Genomic DNA, 17,327 nt, shown 5'->3' on the forward strand with positions numbered 1-17,327 from the left:
TTCTTCACGCCGGCCACCGCAGCCGGTGACGGCGGTCACGGTGCGGAGGGGAGGTCGGTGCGTGGACGGGCGGGACGGCCCGGGCGGTCGTACCGGCATGGTCAGCGGCGGATGGCCCGCCGGATCGACTCGGGCACCCGCCGGGCCACCGCCCGCCGCAGCCGGAAACGCAGGCTGTCCAGGTGCGCCACGGTGACCGGGCGGGCACCGTCGGCCGCACAGCGGAACGCCACCGGCAGCGTGGCGTCCTCGGTCCAGCCACAGCAGGTGACCCGGGCCTTCAGGTCCCAGGTGCCGCTGCTGCGGCCACCGTTGAGCGCGCCGACGTCGAGTCGGGCGGTGCCGCGCCGGACCAGCCGCAGCGTGCCGTCGCCCACCGGGACCAGCTCGACGGCGCCGGTGACCGGCACGAAGAACTCCTCCCGGGTGTCCCGCCGCCGGGCGATGACGTCGAGCTTGGACTGCTTGATCCCGGGGGTCGCGTCCCGCAGGTCGGCCGGTACGTCGTCCACCGGCACCACCAGCAGCCGCTGCTCCCCGTCGGCGGTGAGGGTGAGCGGCTGGTCGCCGAAGAACAACTCGCCGGTGAGGGTGACGGTCAGGACGCCGCCGTCCTGCTCGACCCGCTGCACGGTGGGCTGGGCCCGGACGGCCGCCTCCCACTGGGCCAACCGGCGCAGGTCGGCGGTGCGGCCCTGCTCGATGAGCCGGGTGATGATCCGTTGCAGTGGCGGCAGACCGGCGGCGACGCCCGGGGCGAACCGGTCCCGGATCGTGCGCTGCGCCTCGCCGACCAACTGGTCCACCCAGTCGGCGGGCGCGTCGAGCAACCGCCGGCCGCGAAGTCGGGAGACCATCTCGTTGCGCAGCCACCGCCGGTGCAGCCGGTCCCGCAGCGCACCGGCCTCGGTGTGCGCGTCGACGATGTCGAGCGCCTCACGCAGGTTGACGAAGTAGCCGGCCGGCTCCAGCGCGGTGGCGGTGACGTTGCCGGCGTCGACCCGCCGCTGGTGGTGGTAGCAGACGTAGTCGGCCAGCACGCAGGTGCGGCGGGACAGGAAGTAAGCCCGGGTGACGAAGACGTGGTCCTCCAGCCGGCGCTTGCCCTCCGGGAAACGCAGGTCGTGCTCGATGAGGAAGGAGCGCCGGAACAGCTTGTGCGCGGTGAGGCTGTCGATCAGGGGCGCGTTCGCCAGGGTGGCGTCGAACCGGTTGCGCCGGAACAGTTCGCGCGGCACCGAACGGCGGTGCCCGGCCATCTTGCCGACCACCAGGTCCGCGTCGTGCTCGCGGGCGCAGGCGTACAGCCGTTCCAGCGCCTCCTCGCCGAACCAGTCGTCGTCGTCGGCGAAGAAGACGTACTCGCCCCGGGCGTGTTGGACGCCGAGGTTACGGGGCCGCGACGGCCAGCCGGAGTTGTCGATGTGCAGCACCCGGATGTGCGGGTGGGCGGCAGCCAGTTCGTCGAGCCGGGCGCCGGTCGAGTCGGTCGAGCCGTCGTCGACGAACATGACCTCGAACTCGCCGGCCGGCAGCGACTGGCTCAACAACGAGGTGACGAGCTTCTCGATGTGCGGTCCGGAGTTGTACGCCGGGACCACGACGGTCACCTTGGGGTCATTCGTACTGGCGGTCATGGCTCTTCCTGAGGCGGTCCGTGAGCCGGCGCGGGGATGCGCCCAACCGTGCGGACGGGCACCCGTTTGGGGGGCGTTCCGTCGCCGACATGGCCCGTTCAGTTTGCGGACTTTACGCGACCGCAGGGGCTGACGCAGGCCCCGAATCGGATGATTTCTCGATCCTCGGCCCGGCGGTGCAGGACGACCCGTTCCCGCCTGGAACGCCACCCTCGACAGTGGCCGGGACCACACTCCACCGGGCACCCACCGAACCCCGGATCACCGCACGGCCGGCCCCGACCTGAGCTGGTCGGCCGGCCCCGACCTGAGCTGGTCGGCCGGCTCCGAACTGGGCTGGCCGGGCGGCTCGGAGCTCGGCCGGCGGGGCGGTGATCCGGGTGCCGGAAGGACGAATCCTCGACAGCGGACCCAAGCATGGGAAACCGCTACGCAGGGTAAACCGAGATCATGGCACCGCTTCGCACCTCGCCGCCCCCGCCTCAGGCCACCGAGTTGCGCCGGTGGGAACTGGCCGATCCCGCCGGCCTGCGTGCCCTGCGCGCCTCGCTGCACGAGGCGCTCACCGGTGAGCGGCTGCTCGACGGTCAGAACCTGGACGAGATTCCCGAGCTGATCGTCCTGGTCGCCACCGAGTTGGCCACCAATGCCCTCAAACACGGCATTCCGCCGACAATTGTCCGACTACTCACCATCGACGAGTCGCTCATCCTCGACGTCGCCGACCACGACCTCAGCACCATCCCCGAGCTGTCCGACACCCGGCCGATGGGGGCCGGCGGCCGGGGACTCCAGATCGCCATGGCGGTCTCCCTGGAGGTCGGCTGGTACGCCACCGACCGCACCAAGAACATCTGGGCGTCCTTCCCCCGCCGCTGACCCGACCGGGCAAGGCCCCGCCACATGGCCACAGCCGAGTTGGCCCGTCACATGGTCACAGCCGAGAAGCCCGACGGCCGGTCGCAGCCGAAACGGCCGCAGCCGAGAAGGCCCGCCGCACGGCGCAGCCGAGTTGGCCGGCCCGGCGGAAGGGGTCAGTCGCCGGCCGGGATCGGGTCGTCGTACTCACCGGCGGGACCGGTGAACAGGGTGCCGCCCGCCATCGGCCAGGCGTTCGGCCGGCAGCCGTGCAGGCCGAGCGTCTGCTGCTGCATCACCGGTGCCGGCCCGCCTGCCGCCGGGCACCGCTCGTGACCCCGGCCCAGCCGGTGCCCCACCTCGTGATTGAGCACGTACGACCGGTAAGTAGCGAGATCACCCCTGAAGTCCGGTACGCCCCGTGCCCACCGCGCCACGTTGATCACCACCCGGTCACCGTTGCGGCAGGAGGTGTAGCGGTCCGAGGTGTCCCCGCACAGCTCGCCCCGGGTGACCGGGGTGGTCAGCAGCACGGTGAAGTCCGCCGGGCCGTCGGCACCGACCCGTTGCAGCCGCCACCGGCCGTCGGCGGTCCAGCCCCGGCGGTCGGCAAGCACCACCGCCACCTCCCGGCCGAACCGCTCCGGGTCGACGGCGTCGATGCCACCCTCCACCGCCACCCGGTAGCGCAGCAGCTGGCCGTCCCGCCCGGCGACCGCACCCTCAGCGGTCGCCGTCCGCCAGGTGCCGGTCCCCCGTTGCGGGTAGCGCAGCGCCGCCGGGGCGGGCGCGGCGGCGGATCCGAGCGGGACGGGTGCCTCCGCCCGGGTCGGCACGGGTGGTACCGCGGCGGCGGGCGGCCGGACCGGCTCCCGGCGGACGTCGCCGATGAGCGCGCCCAGGTCGACGCCCTGCCGCTGGGCCACCACCGCACCGCCGGCAGCCAGCCCGGCCACCACCAGCACCACCGACAGGACACCGGCCGGGGTCACGCCCCGGCGTCGCCCCCGGTGCCGGCCCCGGTCAGCGGCCTCGCTCACCGTCAGGGTGCTCACCGTCGTCCTCCCCGTCCACCTGTGGTCCACTCCGGGCAGGAGTACGGGCGCGAGGCCCGAACGGATGAGTGCCCGGGAGGAGCAATCCGGACCCGGGTACCGTTGCCGGGCAGACACTCCCGACGATCCGGACACCACCCGGCCGTCACGCCGAGGAAGGACCACCCGTGCCGGACGCCGACGCCCTCATCGCCGCCGCGGTCGCGGCGGTGCGCGGCACCGACGTACGCAATGCGGAGCGGAAGCTGGACCAGCTCGTGGTCGGCGGTGACGGTGGCCGGCCGACGCCCGGCGGACCCGAAGGCCCGGCGGCGGTGGACGCCGCCCTGCTCGGCCGGTTGGTGGCCTCCCTGGGTCGGCTCTGGCCACGGGGCTGGCAGCCGGCCGACGTGGCCCGGATCGTGACCCGACGGCTGGGCGCGCGCCCCGGCCGGCTGGTCACCGAGGCCCTCGCCGCCGACCGGGCGGCCCAGCCCGGCCCGGTGCCGCAGTGGTGGGACGACCAGTTGGCCGGCCTGGACGCCCGGGTCCACGGGGACGACGACGCCGGATGGCTGACCGGTTGGACCACCCGGGAGGGTACGGACCGGATCACCGCCCTGCGCGACGCCATCGAGGTGCTGGCCCTGCTGACCGGCCTGCCGCCGGTCGCGGTGCTGCGCCCCCCGCCCGGCGGCGTCGGCGGACCGGCCACGACCGCGTCGAGCGGTCCGAGCGGATCCCGGGTGCTCGACCGGGTACGGGCGTTGCTCGCCAAGGCGGAGTCCACCACGTTCCCGGCCGAGGCTGAGGCGTTCACCGGCAAGGCGCAGGAGCTGATCGCCCGGCACAGCCTGGAACGGGCGCTGGTCGAGGCGGACACCGCCCACCCGGACCGGCCCGGTGGGGTCCGGATCAGCACCGACGCCCCGTACGCGGGTGCGAAAGCGCTGCTGGTGCAGGAGGTGGCGGCGGCGAACCGGTGCGAGTCGGTCTGGTCCGACGATCTCGGTTTCGCCACCGTGCTCGGCTTCTCCGCCGACCTGGAGGCCGTCGAACTGCTGCACACCTCACTGTTGGTGCAGGCCACCGCCGCGATGCTGCGCGGACGCCGGGAACGTCAGGGCGGCGGTCGACGCACCAAGGCGTACGACGAGGCTTTCCTGCACGCCTTCGCCCGGCGTATCGGCGAGCGGCTGCGGGCCGCGACCGACGAGGCGAACCGGCAGGCGGCGCAGGACGCCGGGGCGGACCGGCTGCTGCCGGTGCTCGCCGCCCGCTCCGGTGCGGTACGGGAGCGGATGGACACCCTCTTCCCCGGTGTCACCCGGGCCCGGCTGACCGTGCGGGACGCCGAGGGCTGGCAGTCCGGCACCTCGGCCGCCGACCGTGCCTCGCTGGCCGGTACCGCCCCGCCGGGCCGGCCGCTGCCCGGTCGACGCTGACCCGACGGCCCGGGATCCGCCCACTACGTCCCTGTGCCCGCGCCCGACCGGGCATCCCCGGCCCGGGCAGACCCTCGGCCCAGGTAAGTCTCCCGGGCCGGGCAGGACTCCAGGCCGGGCAGGACCGCTGGGTCCGCCGGGCAGGACCGCTGGGTCCGCCGGGCAGGACCGCTGGGTCCGCCGGGCAGGACCGCGTGGGGTCCGGGTCAGACGTGGCAGTCGCGGGTGAGCCGGGCCGGGATCTCGACGAAGTCGGTGCCCATCCAGCTTGCCGGGCTCTTGGCCGCCGCGCCGCCCTCGATCTTCGTGGCGGTCTCGTCGACCAACTTCTTGATCCGGGCGTCCCGGGCCTTGCGGGCCTGCGCACGGAGGTCGTCGGCGAGCCCGCTCAGTCGCCCCTTGAGCTTGCCGTTGAGCTGCTCCGGGGTGAGTTCCTCCCGGGTGGCGGCGGCCGAGTCGGCGGTGATCTGCCGGCTGCCGTCGATGATCAGCTGGTCGACGGCGCGACAGACCTGCGCGGTGTTCGCGGCGGTGCCGGCGGTCGGGGTGCCGGCCGTCGGGGTGGTGGTCGTCACCGTGTCGGGCGTGGCCTGCCCGGTGGGGGCATCGGCGGCACTGGTCGGCGTTGCGGGTGCGGCGTCGGTGTCGTCCCCGCTGTCCGAGCAGCCGCTGGCGAGGACGGCGAGGACGGCGAACGTGAGCGCGGTGGCGGAGCTGCGGTGCATCGACTTCCCCGTTTCGATGTGTCGGGCGGTACCACGGACACGATGCCGCACGGCCCGCTCGGCCGACGTCTCACCCCCGACGCGCCGCACCCCCCGACGCGCCTCACGCCGGACCGACGAGGTCGGTCCGGCGTGACGGGTGGCGCGGTTCAGCTCTTGAAAGCGTCCTTGACCTTCTCGGCGGCCTGCTTGAGGCTGGACTTGGCCTGGTCGCTGCGACCCTCGGCCTCCAGACGCTCGTTGTCGGTCGCCCGACCCACGCCTTCCTTGACCTTGCCGGCGGCGTTCTCGGTCGTGTTTTCGATCTTGTCGTCGAACCCCATGAGAGCCTCCCGAATAAGCACTTTTTCCAACGCCCCTCAACTACCCCCACCCCCCATCCCCAAAACACCCCCACCACCCGCTCCGGCCCGTTGACCAAGAGGTTTGCGTCACCAGCAAGCCGACTGGTGACGCAAACCTCTTGATCAACGCGGTCGTCCGGGGTGGAGGCTGGTGGTGGAGAAGCGGCGGAGGCGGAGGCTGTTGGCCACCACGAAGACCGACGAGAAGGCCATCGCCGCGCCCGCGATCATCGGGTTCAGCAGGCCGGCGGCGGCCAGCGGGAGGGCGGCCACGTTGTAGGCGAACGCCCAGAACAGGTTGCCCTTGATCACGGCGAGGGTGCGCCGGGAGAGCCGGATCGCGTCCACCGCGGCGGTCAGGTCGCCCCGGACCAGGGTCAGGTCGGACGCCTCGATCGCCACGTCGGTGCCGGTGCCCATGGCCAGCCCCAGGTCGGCCTGGGCCAGGGCCGGCGCGTCGTTGATCCCGTCACCGACCATGGCGACCGTACGACCCTGCGCCTGGAGCCGGCGGATCACGTCGACCTTGTCGGCCGGCAGCACCTCGGCGGTCACCTGGTCGATGCCCACCTCGGCGGCCACCGCCTTGGCGACGGTCGCGTTGTCCCCGGTGAGCAGCACCGGGGTCAGGCCCAGGGCACGCAGCCCGGCGACCGCCTCCCGGCTGGTGGGCCGGACCACGTCGGCGACCGCGAGGACCCCACGGGCCCGCCCGGACCAGCCCGCCACCACCGCCGTACGACCGGCGGCCTCCGCCTCGGCCACCGCCCGGACCACCTCCTCCGGTACGTCCAGACCCCGCTCGCGGAGCAGCCTCGGCCGCCCGACGACCAGGTCGTGGCCGTCGACGGTGCCGGTGACGCCGAGCCCCTCGGCGGCGGCGAACCCGGTGACCGGGGGCAGTTCCCCGGCTTCGGCGGCGCCGGCCGCCACGGCGCGGGCGATCGGGTGCTCGGAGCCGGCCTCCAGCGCCCCGGCGAGCCGGAGCAGTTCGGCCCGGTCCTGCCCCTCGGCGGGACGGACGTCGACCAGGGTCATCCGGCCGGTGGTGACGGTGCCGGTCTTGTCCAGCACCACCGTGTCGACCTGCCGGGTGGATTCCAGCACCTCCGGTCCCTTGATCAGGATGCCGAGCTGGGCACCCCGCCCGGTGCCGACCAGCAGCGCGGTCGGGGTGGCCAGGCCGAGCGCGCACGGGCAGGCGATGATCAGCACGGCCACCGCGGCGGTGAAGGCGGCGGTGGGGCCGGCCCCGCTGCCCAGCCACCAGCCCAGCGTGCCGACGGCGAGCACGATGACGATCGGCACGAAGACCCCGGAGATCCGGTCGGCGAGCCGCTGCACGGCGGCCTTGCCGGTCTGTGCCGCCTCCACCAGCCGGGCCATCTGGGCGAGCTGGGTGTCCGCGCCGACCCGGGTGGCGGTGACGACCAGCCGGCCGCCCGCGTTGACGGTGGCACCGGCCACCGTGTCGCCCGGCCCCACCTCGACCGGCACCGACTCGCCGGTGAGCATGCTGGCGTCGACCGCCGAGGTGCCCTCGTCGACCCGCCCGTCGGTGGCGATCTTCTCGCCGGGCCGGACCACGAACCGGTCGCCCACCACGAGCTGGTCGACCGGAACGCGGGTCTCCGTGCCGCCGCGCAGCACGGCGACGTCCCGCGCGCCGAGTTCGAGCAGGGCCCGCAGGGCCGCCCCGGCGGTCCGCTTGGAGCGGGCCTCGAAGTAGCGGCCGGCCAGCAGGAACACGGTCACCCCGGCGGCGGCCTCCAGATAGATGTTGCCGGCCCCGTCGGTGCGGACGATGTCCAGCCGGAACGGGTGGGTCATCCCGGGCATCCCGGCGTCGCCGAGGAAGAGCGCCCAGAGCGACCAGCCGAACGCGGCCAGGGTGCCGAGCGACACGAGGGTGTCCATGGTCGCCGCGCCGTGTCGCAGGTTGGTCCAGGCGGCCCGGTGGAACGGCAGCCCGCCGTACGCGACCACCGGGGCGGCCAGGGTCAGTGACAGCCACTGCCAGTAGGTGAACTGCCAGGCCGGCACCATCGCCAGCACGATCACCGGCACGGTGAGCACGGTCGACACCCGCAGCCGGGTCCGCAGGGCGCCCAGCTCGTCGACCGGCCCTGCGGCCGGTTCCGTGCCGGCGGGGGTGGGCGGCGGGGGGACGACGGCGGTGTAGCCGGTCTTCTCGACGGTGGTGATCAGGTCGTCGGGGGTGACCCCGTCGGCGTACCGGACGGTGGCCTTCTCGGTGGCGTAGTTGACGCTCGCCTCGACGCCGTCGAGCCGGTTGAGCTTCTTCTCGATCCGGGCGGCGCAGGACGCGCAGGTCATTCCGCCGATGGCCAGTTCGATCAGGTGGGGTGCGGTGGGCAGGTTCGACGTGTTCGGGGTCATCGCGGCACCTCCGGTCAACCGTGGGTGTGACCGGCCCCGCCGGTGCCGGTGACGGGCACGCTCGGCGTCGGGTCGGTGGTGGGCTCCGGGCCAACGGGGCTGGGGACGGGTCGCGGGGTGTGCGTGGGGTCGTGGCGGGTCTCGGCGGGCGGGGTGACGGGGCCGGTCAGCTGGCCGACCCCGTACGCCGCGCCGAACACCACCGCGAGGGCGAGGGCGAATCCGCCCAGCCTGGTCGGTGTGTTCACCGGTCCCCCCGGACCGTCACGCCTCGACGAGGTCGTAGCCGGCCTCGTCGACGGCGGCCCGCACGGACGCGGTGTCCAGCGGGCGGTCGCTGGTGACGGCGACCCGGCCGGAGGCCAGGTCGACCTGGACGTCGGTGACACCGTCGAGGGCACCCACCTCGGCGCTGACCGCGCTGACGCAGTGCCCGCAGGTCATGCCCTTCACCTGGTAGTTCGTGATCATGCGGCTCTTCCCTCCACTCGTCCAACATACCCCCCAGGGGTACGTCACCCTGCGACCGTAGCATACCCCCCGGGGGTACGCTATCCTGGTCGCCATGACCACACCGAGCACCCCGGTCCGGGGCTACACCGCCAGCAAGGACCAACTGCTCGCGCGGCTGCGCCGCGTGGAGGGGCAGGTCCGGGGCATCGAGAAGATGGTCGACGACGACCGGTACTGCATCGACGTGCTCACCCAGATCTCCGCCGTGCAGGCCGCCCTGGACAAGGTCGCCCTCGGGCTGCTCGACGGCCACGCCCGGCACTGCATGCACGAGGGGGCCGCCGAGGGCCGCGCCGACGAGATGGCCGCCGAGATGATGGCCGCCGTCGGCCGCCTGATGAAACGCGGCTGACCGGCCCGCCCGTCCGGCGACCTGCGGTCGGCGGGGCATCGGACGGGCGGACTGCCCGGCGTCGCGGGGCCGGTGGGATCCGGCCCCGCGACGCCTCACGGGTGGCGGTCAGCGCCGGGCGAGGATCTTGCGCATGGTGTCGATCTCGCCCTGCTGGGTGGTGACGATCTGCTGCGCCATGGCCCTGGCCCCGGCGTGCCGGCCGTCCGCCAACTCCTGCCGGGCCATGGTGATCGCACCCTCGTGGTGGGCGATCATCAGGGTGAGGAACCGGCGGTCGAAGTCCCGACCGGTCGCCCCCTCCAACCGGGCCAGGTCGGCGTCGGACATCATCCCCGGCATGCCGTGGTCCATCCCCGGCAGGTGACCGTCGGCCGGGCCGCCGGACGGGACGGGCCGGCCCCAGGCGGTCAGCCACCCGGTCATGGTGGCGATCTCCGGGGCCTGGGCGGCGCGGATCCGTTCGGCCAGCCGGGTGACCTCCGGATCGGCGGCCCGGCTCCCGGCCAGCTCCGACATGCGTACCGCCTGCTGGTGGTGCGGAATCATCATCTGGGCGAACATCACGTCCGCCGGGGCGACCCCGGCGGACACGGAGGCGGCCGGGGCGGTGCCCGCGGCCGGACGGCCGTGGCCGCCGTCGGAGGAATGGCCCCCGCCGCAGGCGGTCAGGGCGGACGCGGTGGTGAGAGCGACGCCGGCCAGGGCGGCGCGACGGGCAAGGGTACGAGTGGACACGGGCAGACCTTTCGGTACGACGGAGACGGACGGCGGACACGGCGGAGCCGCGCCCGGGTGTCCTATCTGCGCAGTACCGACACCGTGGCGAGCCGGAGCCCGAGCGGGCGCGGTGGCGGGGCGCGCGGCTCCCGGGGCCGCGACGGCGGACGGGCCACCCCGGCCGGCCTGGTACGCACCGCGCAGAGCAGCACCAGCAGCGTCACGGTGAGCGCCCCGAGCACCGCCAGGCAGACGCTCCACCCGGTGGCCGGTGAGCCGGTCGGCTCGTAGGGCAGCACCACCACACATCCGGCCCCGCACCCGAGGGGACGGGCCGTCACCATCGCGAGCCGTACCGGACCGGTCAGGTCCCCCCGGTCCATGACCGGCGACACGACGGACGTCCGGTGGGGGCGCTCGACCGGGGTGTCGTGCCCGACGGAGGCCCGGTCCGCCGAGGTGGAGTGGCCGACCGTGGAGTGGCCGACCGGCCGACCGTCGGCGGGATGACCGGCGGCCGGGTGCGCGTCGTGGCCGAGGGTGTGCATCGCGGACAGCCCCAGCAGGGTGCCGACGAGCAGCAGCAGCCGCAGCCACCGCCCGGCCGTCGTCGTTCCCGCCCGCCGCACGGTTCCACGCTAGCCGTCCCGGACGACCGGCGGGCCCGGACGGGTCGGCCACCCGACACGGGCGTACCCGCCGCAGCGGTGGCGGGGCCTGCCACCAGCACGTGAACCGCGCGGCCCGACCTGGTGCTGGCTACCATCGTCCGACGACCCGCCGCCCGTGGATGAACCGGCTGGCCGGCTGACACGTATCCCGTCCCGGATCGTTGGGAGTACTCGCACATGGGCGCCGACCACACCCGTCCCGCTCCGTCCACCCCACCCCGGGTGCGGCGGATCCTCGTCATGACGGTGGTGCCGCTCATCGTCGTCACGGTGATCGCCACGCTGCTGCTCTGGCCGGGGGAGACCCCGAAGATCGACCAGGGCGAGCAGGTGCCCCGCTACCACGGCACGGTGACCCGGGTGGTGACCGAGCCGTGCCCGCCCGCCCCGCAGACCCCCGACGGCCCGTCGGGGGCGGCCGACGGGCCGTGCGGGACGGTGACGGTCACCGTCGGGCAGGGCCCGGACAGTGGTGAGCAGGTCGAGACGCCGGTCCCGTCGGGGCCGGGGGCACCGACGGTGGCGGTCGGCGACGAGGTGGTGCTGGTCGCGTTGGCCGACCCCACCGACCCGTCGGTGAGCAGCTACCACATCGCCGAGCACCAGCGGGGCATGCCGCTGCTCTGGCTGGTCGCCCTGTTCGCGGCGGCGATCGTCGCGTTCGGCCGGCTGCGCGGGCTGGCCGCCCTGGCCGGCCTCGGGGCGAGCTTCGCCATCCTGTTGACCTTCGTGGTGCCGGGCATCTCCGCCGGGGGCGCACCGCTGCCGATCGCGGTCACCGGCGCCGCGCTGATCATGTTCGTGGTGCTGTACCTGACCCACGGGGTCACCGCGCAGACCTCGGTGGCGGTGCTCGGCACGCTGGGCAGCCTGGTGCTGACCGGCGTCCTGGGCACGCTGGCCACCGCCGCCACCCACCTGACCGGGTACGGCAGCGAGGAGGCCACCACGCTGTCGATGTACCAGCGCGACGTGGACCTGCACGGACTGCTGCTGGCCGGGATCATCATCGGTTCGCTGGGGGTCCTGGACGATGTCACGGTCACCCAGTCGGCCACCGTCACCGAGCTGGCGCACGCCAATCCGGGGCTGTCCCGGTTGCAGCTCTACCGGGCGGCGACCCGGGTCGGGCGGGCGCACATCGCGTCCACGGTCAACACGATCGTGCTGGCGTACGCGGGGGCCTCGTTGCCGTTGCTGCTCCTGCTCACCGCCGACAGCCGGCCGGTGAGCCAGATCCTGACCAGCGAGTTCCTGGCCCAGGAGATCGTCCGCAGCGCGGTGGCGACCCTGGGGCTGGTGGCGGCGGTGCCGCTGACCACCGGATTGGCCGCGCTCGTCGTCACCGCCGGGCGCGGTCCCGCCGACGCCGACGCGACCGGACCGACGCCCACCCCACGCCCCGCCCCCGACCGTGCCGAGGCGCTGGCGGCGCTGAGCGGCCCCCGGCACGGCGAACCGTCCACCCCGGCCCCCGCACGGTGGCCAGACCCGGAAAGGAGCACGGACACCGCATGGTGACACTGCGCTGTGTGACCGGAGGTGAGGTCGCGGCTGTCGGTCGCGTCACTGATTACCCCTCGCTATCGGGAAAATACGCATTTTGCCGGGTTGTGACCGTAGATCCCCGGTACGACTCTCGGGTAACCTCGCTGCCGGTCACCGCCGAAGGCGCCCACCGGAGCCAGCGGTGCCACCGCCCAATCGCCGTACGGCGAGCCGGGGAACCGAGCACCTGGGGTGAATCCGCGCCAGCGGTAGGGGCCACTTCCGTCCCGAACCCGTCAGCTAACCCGGTCGGCGGTCGACGGAAGGGACAACTGTGACGGCACCCCTACGCCACTGGTGGACTCCGGTGGTGGCCGTGCTCGCCGCCCTGGCGCTGGTCGCCGGGCCCGCCGCCTCCCCCGCGGCGGCAGCACCCAACGCGCCCACCCCCTCGGGGCACGAGGAGGACGAGGAGCCGAAGCTGCTCACCGACGTCATCGAGGCGACGAACCGGGAGTATTCGGCGGCGAAGAACCGGCTGGAGAAGTCCAAGAAGCGCCAACTCGAGTACGCCATCGAGGTGGAGAAGGCGGAGCAGGAGCTGGCGGCGTTGGCTCCGCAGGTCAACGAGATCGCGGCCCAGTCGTACCGGACGGGTCGGGTCGGCGCGGTCGCGGCGCTGCTGGAGAGCAACGCCCCGGACACCTTCGTCCGGCGGGCCGCCGCCCTGGACGAGCTGAACATGGTCAACGCCGGCAAGCTGGCCGAGGTCAACAAGGTCAAGAAGCGTGCCGAGCAGGCCAAGCTCGCCGTCGACACCGAGGTCCGTGAGCAGCAGAAGCAGACCAACCTGATGGCCAAGAAGAAGACCGAGGCCGACAAGGCGCTCGCCCTGGTCGGCGGTCGGGGCTTCACCGGTGGCCTGGTCGACGCCACCTCGCCGGTCGCCCGGATCGCCCCGGGCCAGACGGCCGACGGCGACTGGCGCGGCGAGTCGTGCAGCGAGAACGACCCCACCACGTCCGGCTGCATCACCCCGCGCACGCTGCACATGTACAAGGAGGTCAAGCGGGCCGGCTTCAACCGGTTCGTCGGCTGCTACCGCCCCGGCGGGCCGTGGGAGCACCCCAAGGGCAAGGCGTGCGACTGGTCGTTGCAGAAGAGCGGCTTCAGCCCGTGGCACAACAACGACACCCGGATGTACGGCAACAACCTCGCCGCGTTCCTGATCCGCAACTCGGACCGGTTGGGCATCTACTACGTGATCTGGAACCGGCAGATCTGGTTCCCGGCCAACGGCTGGAGTTCGTACTCCGGGCCCTCCAACCACACCGACCACGTCCACGTGTCATTGCTGTAGCCGGCCCTCACCAGCACGAAGGCCGCCCGGCTGAGCCGGGCGGCCTTCGTCGTGCGTGGTACGCCTCAGCCGGGGACGGCCGCGGGCTCGCCGGTCGGCACGGCGTCGACACCCGTCGGCACGGCCGGCCCGGGTACGACGGCAGCGGCCGCCGCGGTGGTGGGCGCAGCCGCCCGGGTGGCGGGAGCGGCGGCCTCGTGGGCCGGCGCGACCTGGCGGACCTCACCGGCGGCGAGGCGGTAGGACATGCCGACCACCGCGCACCGCCCGGCGGCCACCTCGGCGGCGATCACCGGGGAGTTGCCGAGCAGCACCTCGACGGTCTGCGCGATGTGGATGTCGACGATCCCGTCGATGTCGTGCACTCCCTGCTGGTCGGCGCGACGCAGGCTCGGCCCGACGGCGGCGACCACCGAGTAGAGGTGCCCCGGGGGCTGGGTGCCGGTACGGGCCGCCTCCCGGGCCGCCTGCACCGCCCCGCAGGAGTCGTGCCCGAGGACCACCACCAGCGGGGTGCCGAGGATCGTCACCGCGTACTCGACGCTGCCGAGCACCTCCGGCCCGGCGGTGTGCCCGGCGGTCCGGACCACGAAGAGGTCACCCAGACCCCGGTCAAAGATGATCTCGGCGGCCAGCCGGGAGTCGGAGCAGCCGACGATGACGGCGAAGGGATGCTGGCCGTCGGCGACGGCGGCCCGGTGGCTGGCACCCTGGTTGGGGTGGTGGGGCTCCCCGGCGACGAAACGCCGGTTGCCCGCCTGTAGTTCGGCCAGCGCCTGGGTCGGAGTGATCGGGGCCATTGCCTCACCTCGGTCCGGAATCGCACCTGGTCACGCCGGCCGGCGGCGACGACGGCCGTGTTCCCACGGTCACACGCAGCGAAAGGTACGTCAAGATTTCGTGATCCACGTTTCAGGCTTTGGTCGCCACGATGTCGACCAGGGGTCGAGGCCCACGGTCCGACCCGGCGGCCGACGGCGGGCCTCCCAGGTACGGGCCATACGATGACGTCATGGCGACGACGACGGGCGGCACCGGGAGCACCCGGAACTGGACGTTCCTCACCAACCACGGTCACGTGCTGCTCGCCATCGCCCGCAACCCCACCGCCCGGCTGCGGGACGTCGCCGAGGAGGTCGGGGTGACCGAGCGGGCCGCCCAGGCCATCGTGGCGGACCTGGAGACCGGTGGCTACCTGCGGCGTACCCGGGTCGGCCGACGCAATGAGTACACGATCGACCCGAGCGGTCACTTCCGGCACCCCGCCGAGGCCGACCGCCAGGTCGGTGCCCTGCTCGCCCTCTTCACCCCCACCACGCCGACTCAGGCGTCGGGGCCCACGGCCCACCCGGCCGACGCCTGAGGCATCAGCCCACCTGCCCGACCGAACCCGGCGGCGACAGCCCGGGCGACCACGCCCCAGGCGGCAGCCCAGGTGACCGGTGCCGAGTCGACGGCCCACCCCCGGTGCGTGCGTGGGCGGGCCGTCGGGCGTCCGGTGCTTCATCCGGGCCACGGCGCGGTGGCGGCACCCGGACCGCGCCCCCAGGCCGGGACGGCTCAGCAGAACCGGCCCGGGGACGGCTCGACAGAACCGGCCCGGGGACGGCTCAGCAGAAGCTGCCGGCCCGCGCGCCGCCGTCCTGCCGGGTGGTACGGAGGTCGCAGAGGTCGTAGCCGTTGGCGGTGAGCGCCGCCTTCGCCGCCGTCGTCTGCGCCCCGGTCAGCGCCGGCTCCCGGGACAGGACGAAGCCGGTGCTGCGGTCCGGGTCACCGACGACCGCCCAGCGGTAGTCGGGGTCGAGCCCGATCACCACGTAGTTCGGCCCACCCAGGTAGAGCCACCGGCTGCCGAGCTTGAGGAACGACACGGTCAACGCCGAGTCGGCCGGCGGGTTCTCGCTGCGGGCCCGACCGGTGACCGCACTGGTGGTGCCGACGATGGTCTGGCAGGTGTTGCGGACCCCGACGGTGCCGTCGGGCTGGACGTCGTACCGGGCCTTGACGTTCTTGAAGCACTGGATCTCGAAGATCGCCGGGATGGCCGCGACCTGGTACCAGTCGCCCGCGTACCGCTCGACGTCGACGTCGGCGACCGGGGTGAGTGGCCCGGTGTCGACGGCGGTCGGCGCGGCCTGCGCGGGTACGGCGGTGGCCAGCACCGTCGCGGTGGCGACGGCGACGGCCGCAGCGACCTGACGACGTACTCTCATGGTGTCTCCTCCGGTCTGTCCGGTCCCGGCGCGGCAGGATGTCGCGCCGCCGGCCAATTGCCCGGACCGACCGGGCGGAAACTGTCGGCATTCTCATCGCCGTCGATGCATCCGGGAGCAGGTCAGCGCGCGTATCCCTGCTGGGAACGGTCCGTCCACAGGGCACACCGTGGCCCGGGTCACTGGCCCGATCGGGTCGCCGACGCTGCGCGCACGGCCGGGTGGGGATAGGTTGGACGGGTGATCCGCCCAGCTTCCACCCGGCCCGTCTGGGTGTCGAGGCTGCGCGACCTGACCCGGTTGGCGGTCACCGCCCTGGTGCTCACCGTCGGCCTCGGCGGGCTGTTCGCCGCCACCGGCGGCCCGGCCGCCGCTGCCGCCCAGCCGCTCGTGGTGACCTCGCGGGTGGCCGAGCTACCCGCCGACACCTGCGCCGGTGACGACGCGTCCACCGAGCCCCGTCCCGGTGCCGGGCGACCCGCCCACGGGCCCAGCCGGCCGCTGCCGGCCGGATCCGCCGATGAGCCCACGGTCCGGCCCGCCGCCCGGTTGGACGTGGCGACGCCGGACCCGGCCCGGGACGCCACCGGCCGGCGCGGCCCGCCCCGGCACTGAGCGGCGCGGCCCTCCTGGTCCCCGTCCCCGACCGCGCCCCGGTCCGAGGTGGGCCGGCCGGATCCGGTCCGTTGAGGACACGCCGCCCGTAGCTCCCGCCCCGACCGGGCCCCCGTCCGTCCACATCGTTGTTCCACCGTGAGGTGCTGGTGATGCAGACCGTCTTCTCCGCCGTCCTGCCCGACGTCCCCGCCGCCGCCGGAATCTGGCTGATCCTGCTCGCCGTCGCGGCCGTCGCCGTCGCGGCCCTGGTCGTCCGTCCCGACCGGTTCCGGCTGGCGGTGGCCCGCCGGTTCCGCGACGCCGCCCTGCCCGACGATCGGGAGCGCACCGAACAGGACCGGGAGCACACCCGGTACGCCGAGGAGGTCGCCGTGGCGGCCGACCGGGCGGGCACCACCGCGAGCCGGCTGCGGGCCGAGTGGCTGGCCACCCAGGACGAGGTCGAGTCGGCCTGGACGGCCCTGGAGTCGGCCGAGGCGCACCTGCGTCGGCTCGCCGCCGCCGCGGCCATGCCGCTGCCGCACACCGGGCAGACCCCGGCCGAGTACGCCGACCGGGAGCGCTGGCTGCACCGGGCCGCCGAGGAGGCACACCGCCGGGGCGAGCTGTCGGACGCGCAACTCGACGACGCCCTCGCCCACCGAGCCGGCTGGGACCCGCGCCGGCACCCCGTGGAGCAGGAACTGGTGCTGCGCCGCGCCACCCGGGACCACCTGGCCGCCCGGCACCGGGCGGCGGTCGCCCGGGAACAGGCGGCGTGGCGGGCTGCCGACCTGGCCGGGGCGGCGGCGCGCAGCCTGCGGGACGAGGCGTTCGCCGCGCGGGAGCGCCGGCCGGAGCGGGCCGAGTCGGTGCTGCCGATGGCGGACAGCCCGCGCCCGTCGGCCGAAACCACCCGGGAGAACCCCACCGTGGCACGCGGCCGGGCCGCTGTCGCCGCCTACTGACC

At 74.1% G+C, this 17,327-nt stretch carries 19 protein-coding genes and 1 riboswitch; of the genes, 8 read left to right on the plus strand and 11 right to left on the minus strand.

The window, feature by feature from the left end; translation table 11 throughout:
• Positions 1-101: 101 nt before the first annotated feature.
• A complete protein-coding gene (locus AB0K25_RS15050) occupies positions 102-1,637 on the minus strand; it encodes a glycosyltransferase family A protein (protein ID WP_363820585.1) in 1,536 nt (511 codons plus the stop codon).
• A gap of 450 nt (positions 1,638-2,087) precedes the next feature.
• On the opposite strand from AB0K25_RS15050, the gene AB0K25_RS15055 reads away from it, so the two are divergent.
• Positions 2,088-2,516 carry an ATP-binding protein gene (locus tag AB0K25_RS15055; protein WP_363820588.1) on the plus strand — a complete coding sequence of 143 codons (429 nt, stop codon included), beginning with the start codon at positions 2,088-2,090 and terminating at the stop codon, positions 2,514-2,516.
• Positions 2,517-2,671: 155 nt separating this feature from the next.
• Here AB0K25_RS15055 and AB0K25_RS15060 read toward each other — a convergent pair whose 3' ends face one another.
• On the minus strand, positions 2,672-3,550 hold the full coding sequence (locus AB0K25_RS15060; RefSeq protein ID WP_308290990.1) for a DUF3152 domain-containing protein: 879 nt from the start codon (positions 3,548-3,550) through the stop codon (positions 2,672-2,674).
• Positions 3,551-3,717: 167 nt separating this feature from the next.
• On the opposite strand from AB0K25_RS15060, the gene AB0K25_RS15065 reads away from it, so the two are divergent.
• Positions 3,718-4,974, plus strand: coding sequence for a DUF2786 domain-containing protein (locus AB0K25_RS15065; protein WP_357533194.1), 1,257 nt, complete (start codon positions 3,718-3,720; stop codon positions 4,972-4,974).
• Between the two features lie 206 nt (positions 4,975-5,180).
• Here AB0K25_RS15065 and AB0K25_RS15070 read toward each other — a convergent pair whose 3' ends face one another.
• From AB0K25_RS15070 to AB0K25_RS15090, 5 genes are all read right to left on the minus strand, one after another.
• Positions 5,181-5,699, minus strand: a complete 519-nt coding sequence (locus AB0K25_RS15070) for a hypothetical protein (protein WP_219466256.1) — start codon at positions 5,697-5,699, stop codon at positions 5,181-5,183.
• Positions 5,700-5,848: 149 nt separating this feature from the next.
• Positions 5,849-6,022 (minus strand): CsbD family protein, encoded by a 174-nt coding sequence (locus AB0K25_RS15075; RefSeq protein WP_219466254.1) that lies wholly within the window; start codon positions 6,020-6,022, stop codon positions 5,849-5,851.
• Between the two features lie 144 nt (positions 6,023-6,166).
• On the minus strand, positions 6,167-8,443 hold the full coding sequence (locus AB0K25_RS15080) for a heavy metal translocating P-type ATPase (RefSeq protein ID WP_363820593.1): 2,277 nt from the start codon (positions 8,441-8,443) through the stop codon (positions 6,167-6,169).
• 14 nt (positions 8,444-8,457) lie between these two features.
• On the minus strand, positions 8,458-8,691 hold the full coding sequence (locus AB0K25_RS15085) for a hypothetical protein (RefSeq protein ID WP_363820596.1): 234 nt from the start codon (positions 8,689-8,691) through the stop codon (positions 8,458-8,460).
• 16 nt (positions 8,692-8,707) lie between these two features.
• Complete coding sequence (locus AB0K25_RS15090; protein WP_219466249.1) at positions 8,708-8,914, minus strand: copper ion binding protein; 207 nt, start codon at positions 8,912-8,914, stop codon at positions 8,708-8,710.
• 94 nt (positions 8,915-9,008) lie between these two features.
• Between AB0K25_RS15090 and AB0K25_RS15095 the strand changes: the two genes are divergently transcribed.
• Positions 9,009-9,308, plus strand: a complete 300-nt coding sequence (locus tag AB0K25_RS15095; protein ID WP_091244878.1) for a metal-sensitive transcriptional regulator — start codon at positions 9,009-9,011, stop codon at positions 9,306-9,308.
• 108 nt (positions 9,309-9,416) lie between these two features.
• Here AB0K25_RS15095 and AB0K25_RS15100 read toward each other — a convergent pair whose 3' ends face one another.
• Together AB0K25_RS15100 and AB0K25_RS15105 are read right to left on the minus strand one after the other, a co-directional pair.
• Complete coding sequence (locus tag AB0K25_RS15100) at positions 9,417-10,046, minus strand: DUF305 domain-containing protein (RefSeq protein ID WP_308290989.1); 630 nt, start codon at positions 10,044-10,046, stop codon at positions 9,417-9,419.
• 62 nt (positions 10,047-10,108) lie between these two features.
• Entirely contained in the window at positions 10,109-10,657 is a 549-nt protein-coding gene (locus AB0K25_RS15105; protein ID WP_255597844.1) for a hypothetical protein, read from the minus strand.
• A 219-nt stretch (positions 10,658-10,876) separates the two neighbouring features.
• Between AB0K25_RS15105 and AB0K25_RS15110 the strand changes: the two genes are divergently transcribed.
• Positions 10,877-12,220 (plus strand): YibE/F family protein, encoded by a 1,344-nt coding sequence (locus AB0K25_RS15110; RefSeq protein WP_219466232.1) that lies wholly within the window; start codon positions 10,877-10,879, stop codon positions 12,218-12,220.
• Positions 12,221-12,386: 166 nt separating this feature from the next.
• Positions 12,387-12,518: riboswitch (cyclic di-AMP (ydaO/yuaA leader) on the plus strand.
• A 3-nt stretch (positions 12,519-12,521) separates the two neighbouring features.
• Positions 12,522-13,547, plus strand: a complete 1,026-nt coding sequence (locus tag AB0K25_RS15115; RefSeq protein ID WP_219466230.1) for a hypothetical protein — start codon at positions 12,522-12,524, stop codon at positions 13,545-13,547.
• 65 nt (positions 13,548-13,612) lie between these two features.
• On the opposite strand, the gene AB0K25_RS15120 is transcribed toward AB0K25_RS15115, so the two are convergent.
• Positions 13,613-14,347 carry a carbonic anhydrase gene (locus tag AB0K25_RS15120; protein ID WP_208565656.1) on the minus strand — a complete coding sequence of 245 codons (735 nt, stop codon included), beginning with the start codon at positions 14,345-14,347 and terminating at the stop codon, positions 13,613-13,615.
• A 212-nt stretch (positions 14,348-14,559) separates the two neighbouring features.
• On the opposite strand from AB0K25_RS15120, the gene AB0K25_RS15125 reads away from it, so the two are divergent.
• Positions 14,560-14,910, plus strand: a complete 351-nt coding sequence (locus AB0K25_RS15125; protein ID WP_363820600.1) for a helix-turn-helix domain-containing protein — start codon at positions 14,560-14,562, stop codon at positions 14,908-14,910.
• Between the two features lie 247 nt (positions 14,911-15,157).
• On the opposite strand, the gene AB0K25_RS15130 is transcribed toward AB0K25_RS15125, so the two are convergent.
• Positions 15,158-15,760, minus strand: coding sequence for a lipocalin family protein (locus tag AB0K25_RS15130; protein WP_363820603.1), 603 nt, complete (start codon positions 15,758-15,760; stop codon positions 15,158-15,160).
• Positions 15,761-16,000: 240 nt separating this feature from the next.
• Here AB0K25_RS15130 and AB0K25_RS15135 point away from each other — a divergent pair, with 240 nt between their 5' ends.
• Together AB0K25_RS15135 and AB0K25_RS15140 are read left to right on the plus strand one after the other, a co-directional pair.
• Positions 16,001-16,375 (plus strand): hypothetical protein, encoded by a 375-nt coding sequence (locus AB0K25_RS15135; RefSeq protein ID WP_363820606.1) that lies wholly within the window; start codon positions 16,001-16,003, stop codon positions 16,373-16,375.
• 152 nt (positions 16,376-16,527) lie between these two features.
• Positions 16,528-17,325 carry a hypothetical protein gene (locus AB0K25_RS15140; RefSeq protein WP_357533185.1) on the plus strand — a complete coding sequence of 266 codons (798 nt, stop codon included), beginning with the start codon at positions 16,528-16,530 and terminating at the stop codon, positions 17,323-17,325.
• The last annotated feature ends 2 nt before the right edge of the window (positions 17,326-17,327 follow it).

The organism is Micromonospora sp. NPDC049257 (genome assembly GCF_040678915.1).
Classification (GTDB): domain Bacteria; phylum Actinomycetota; class Actinomycetes; order Mycobacteriales; family Micromonosporaceae; genus Micromonospora; species Micromonospora antibiotica.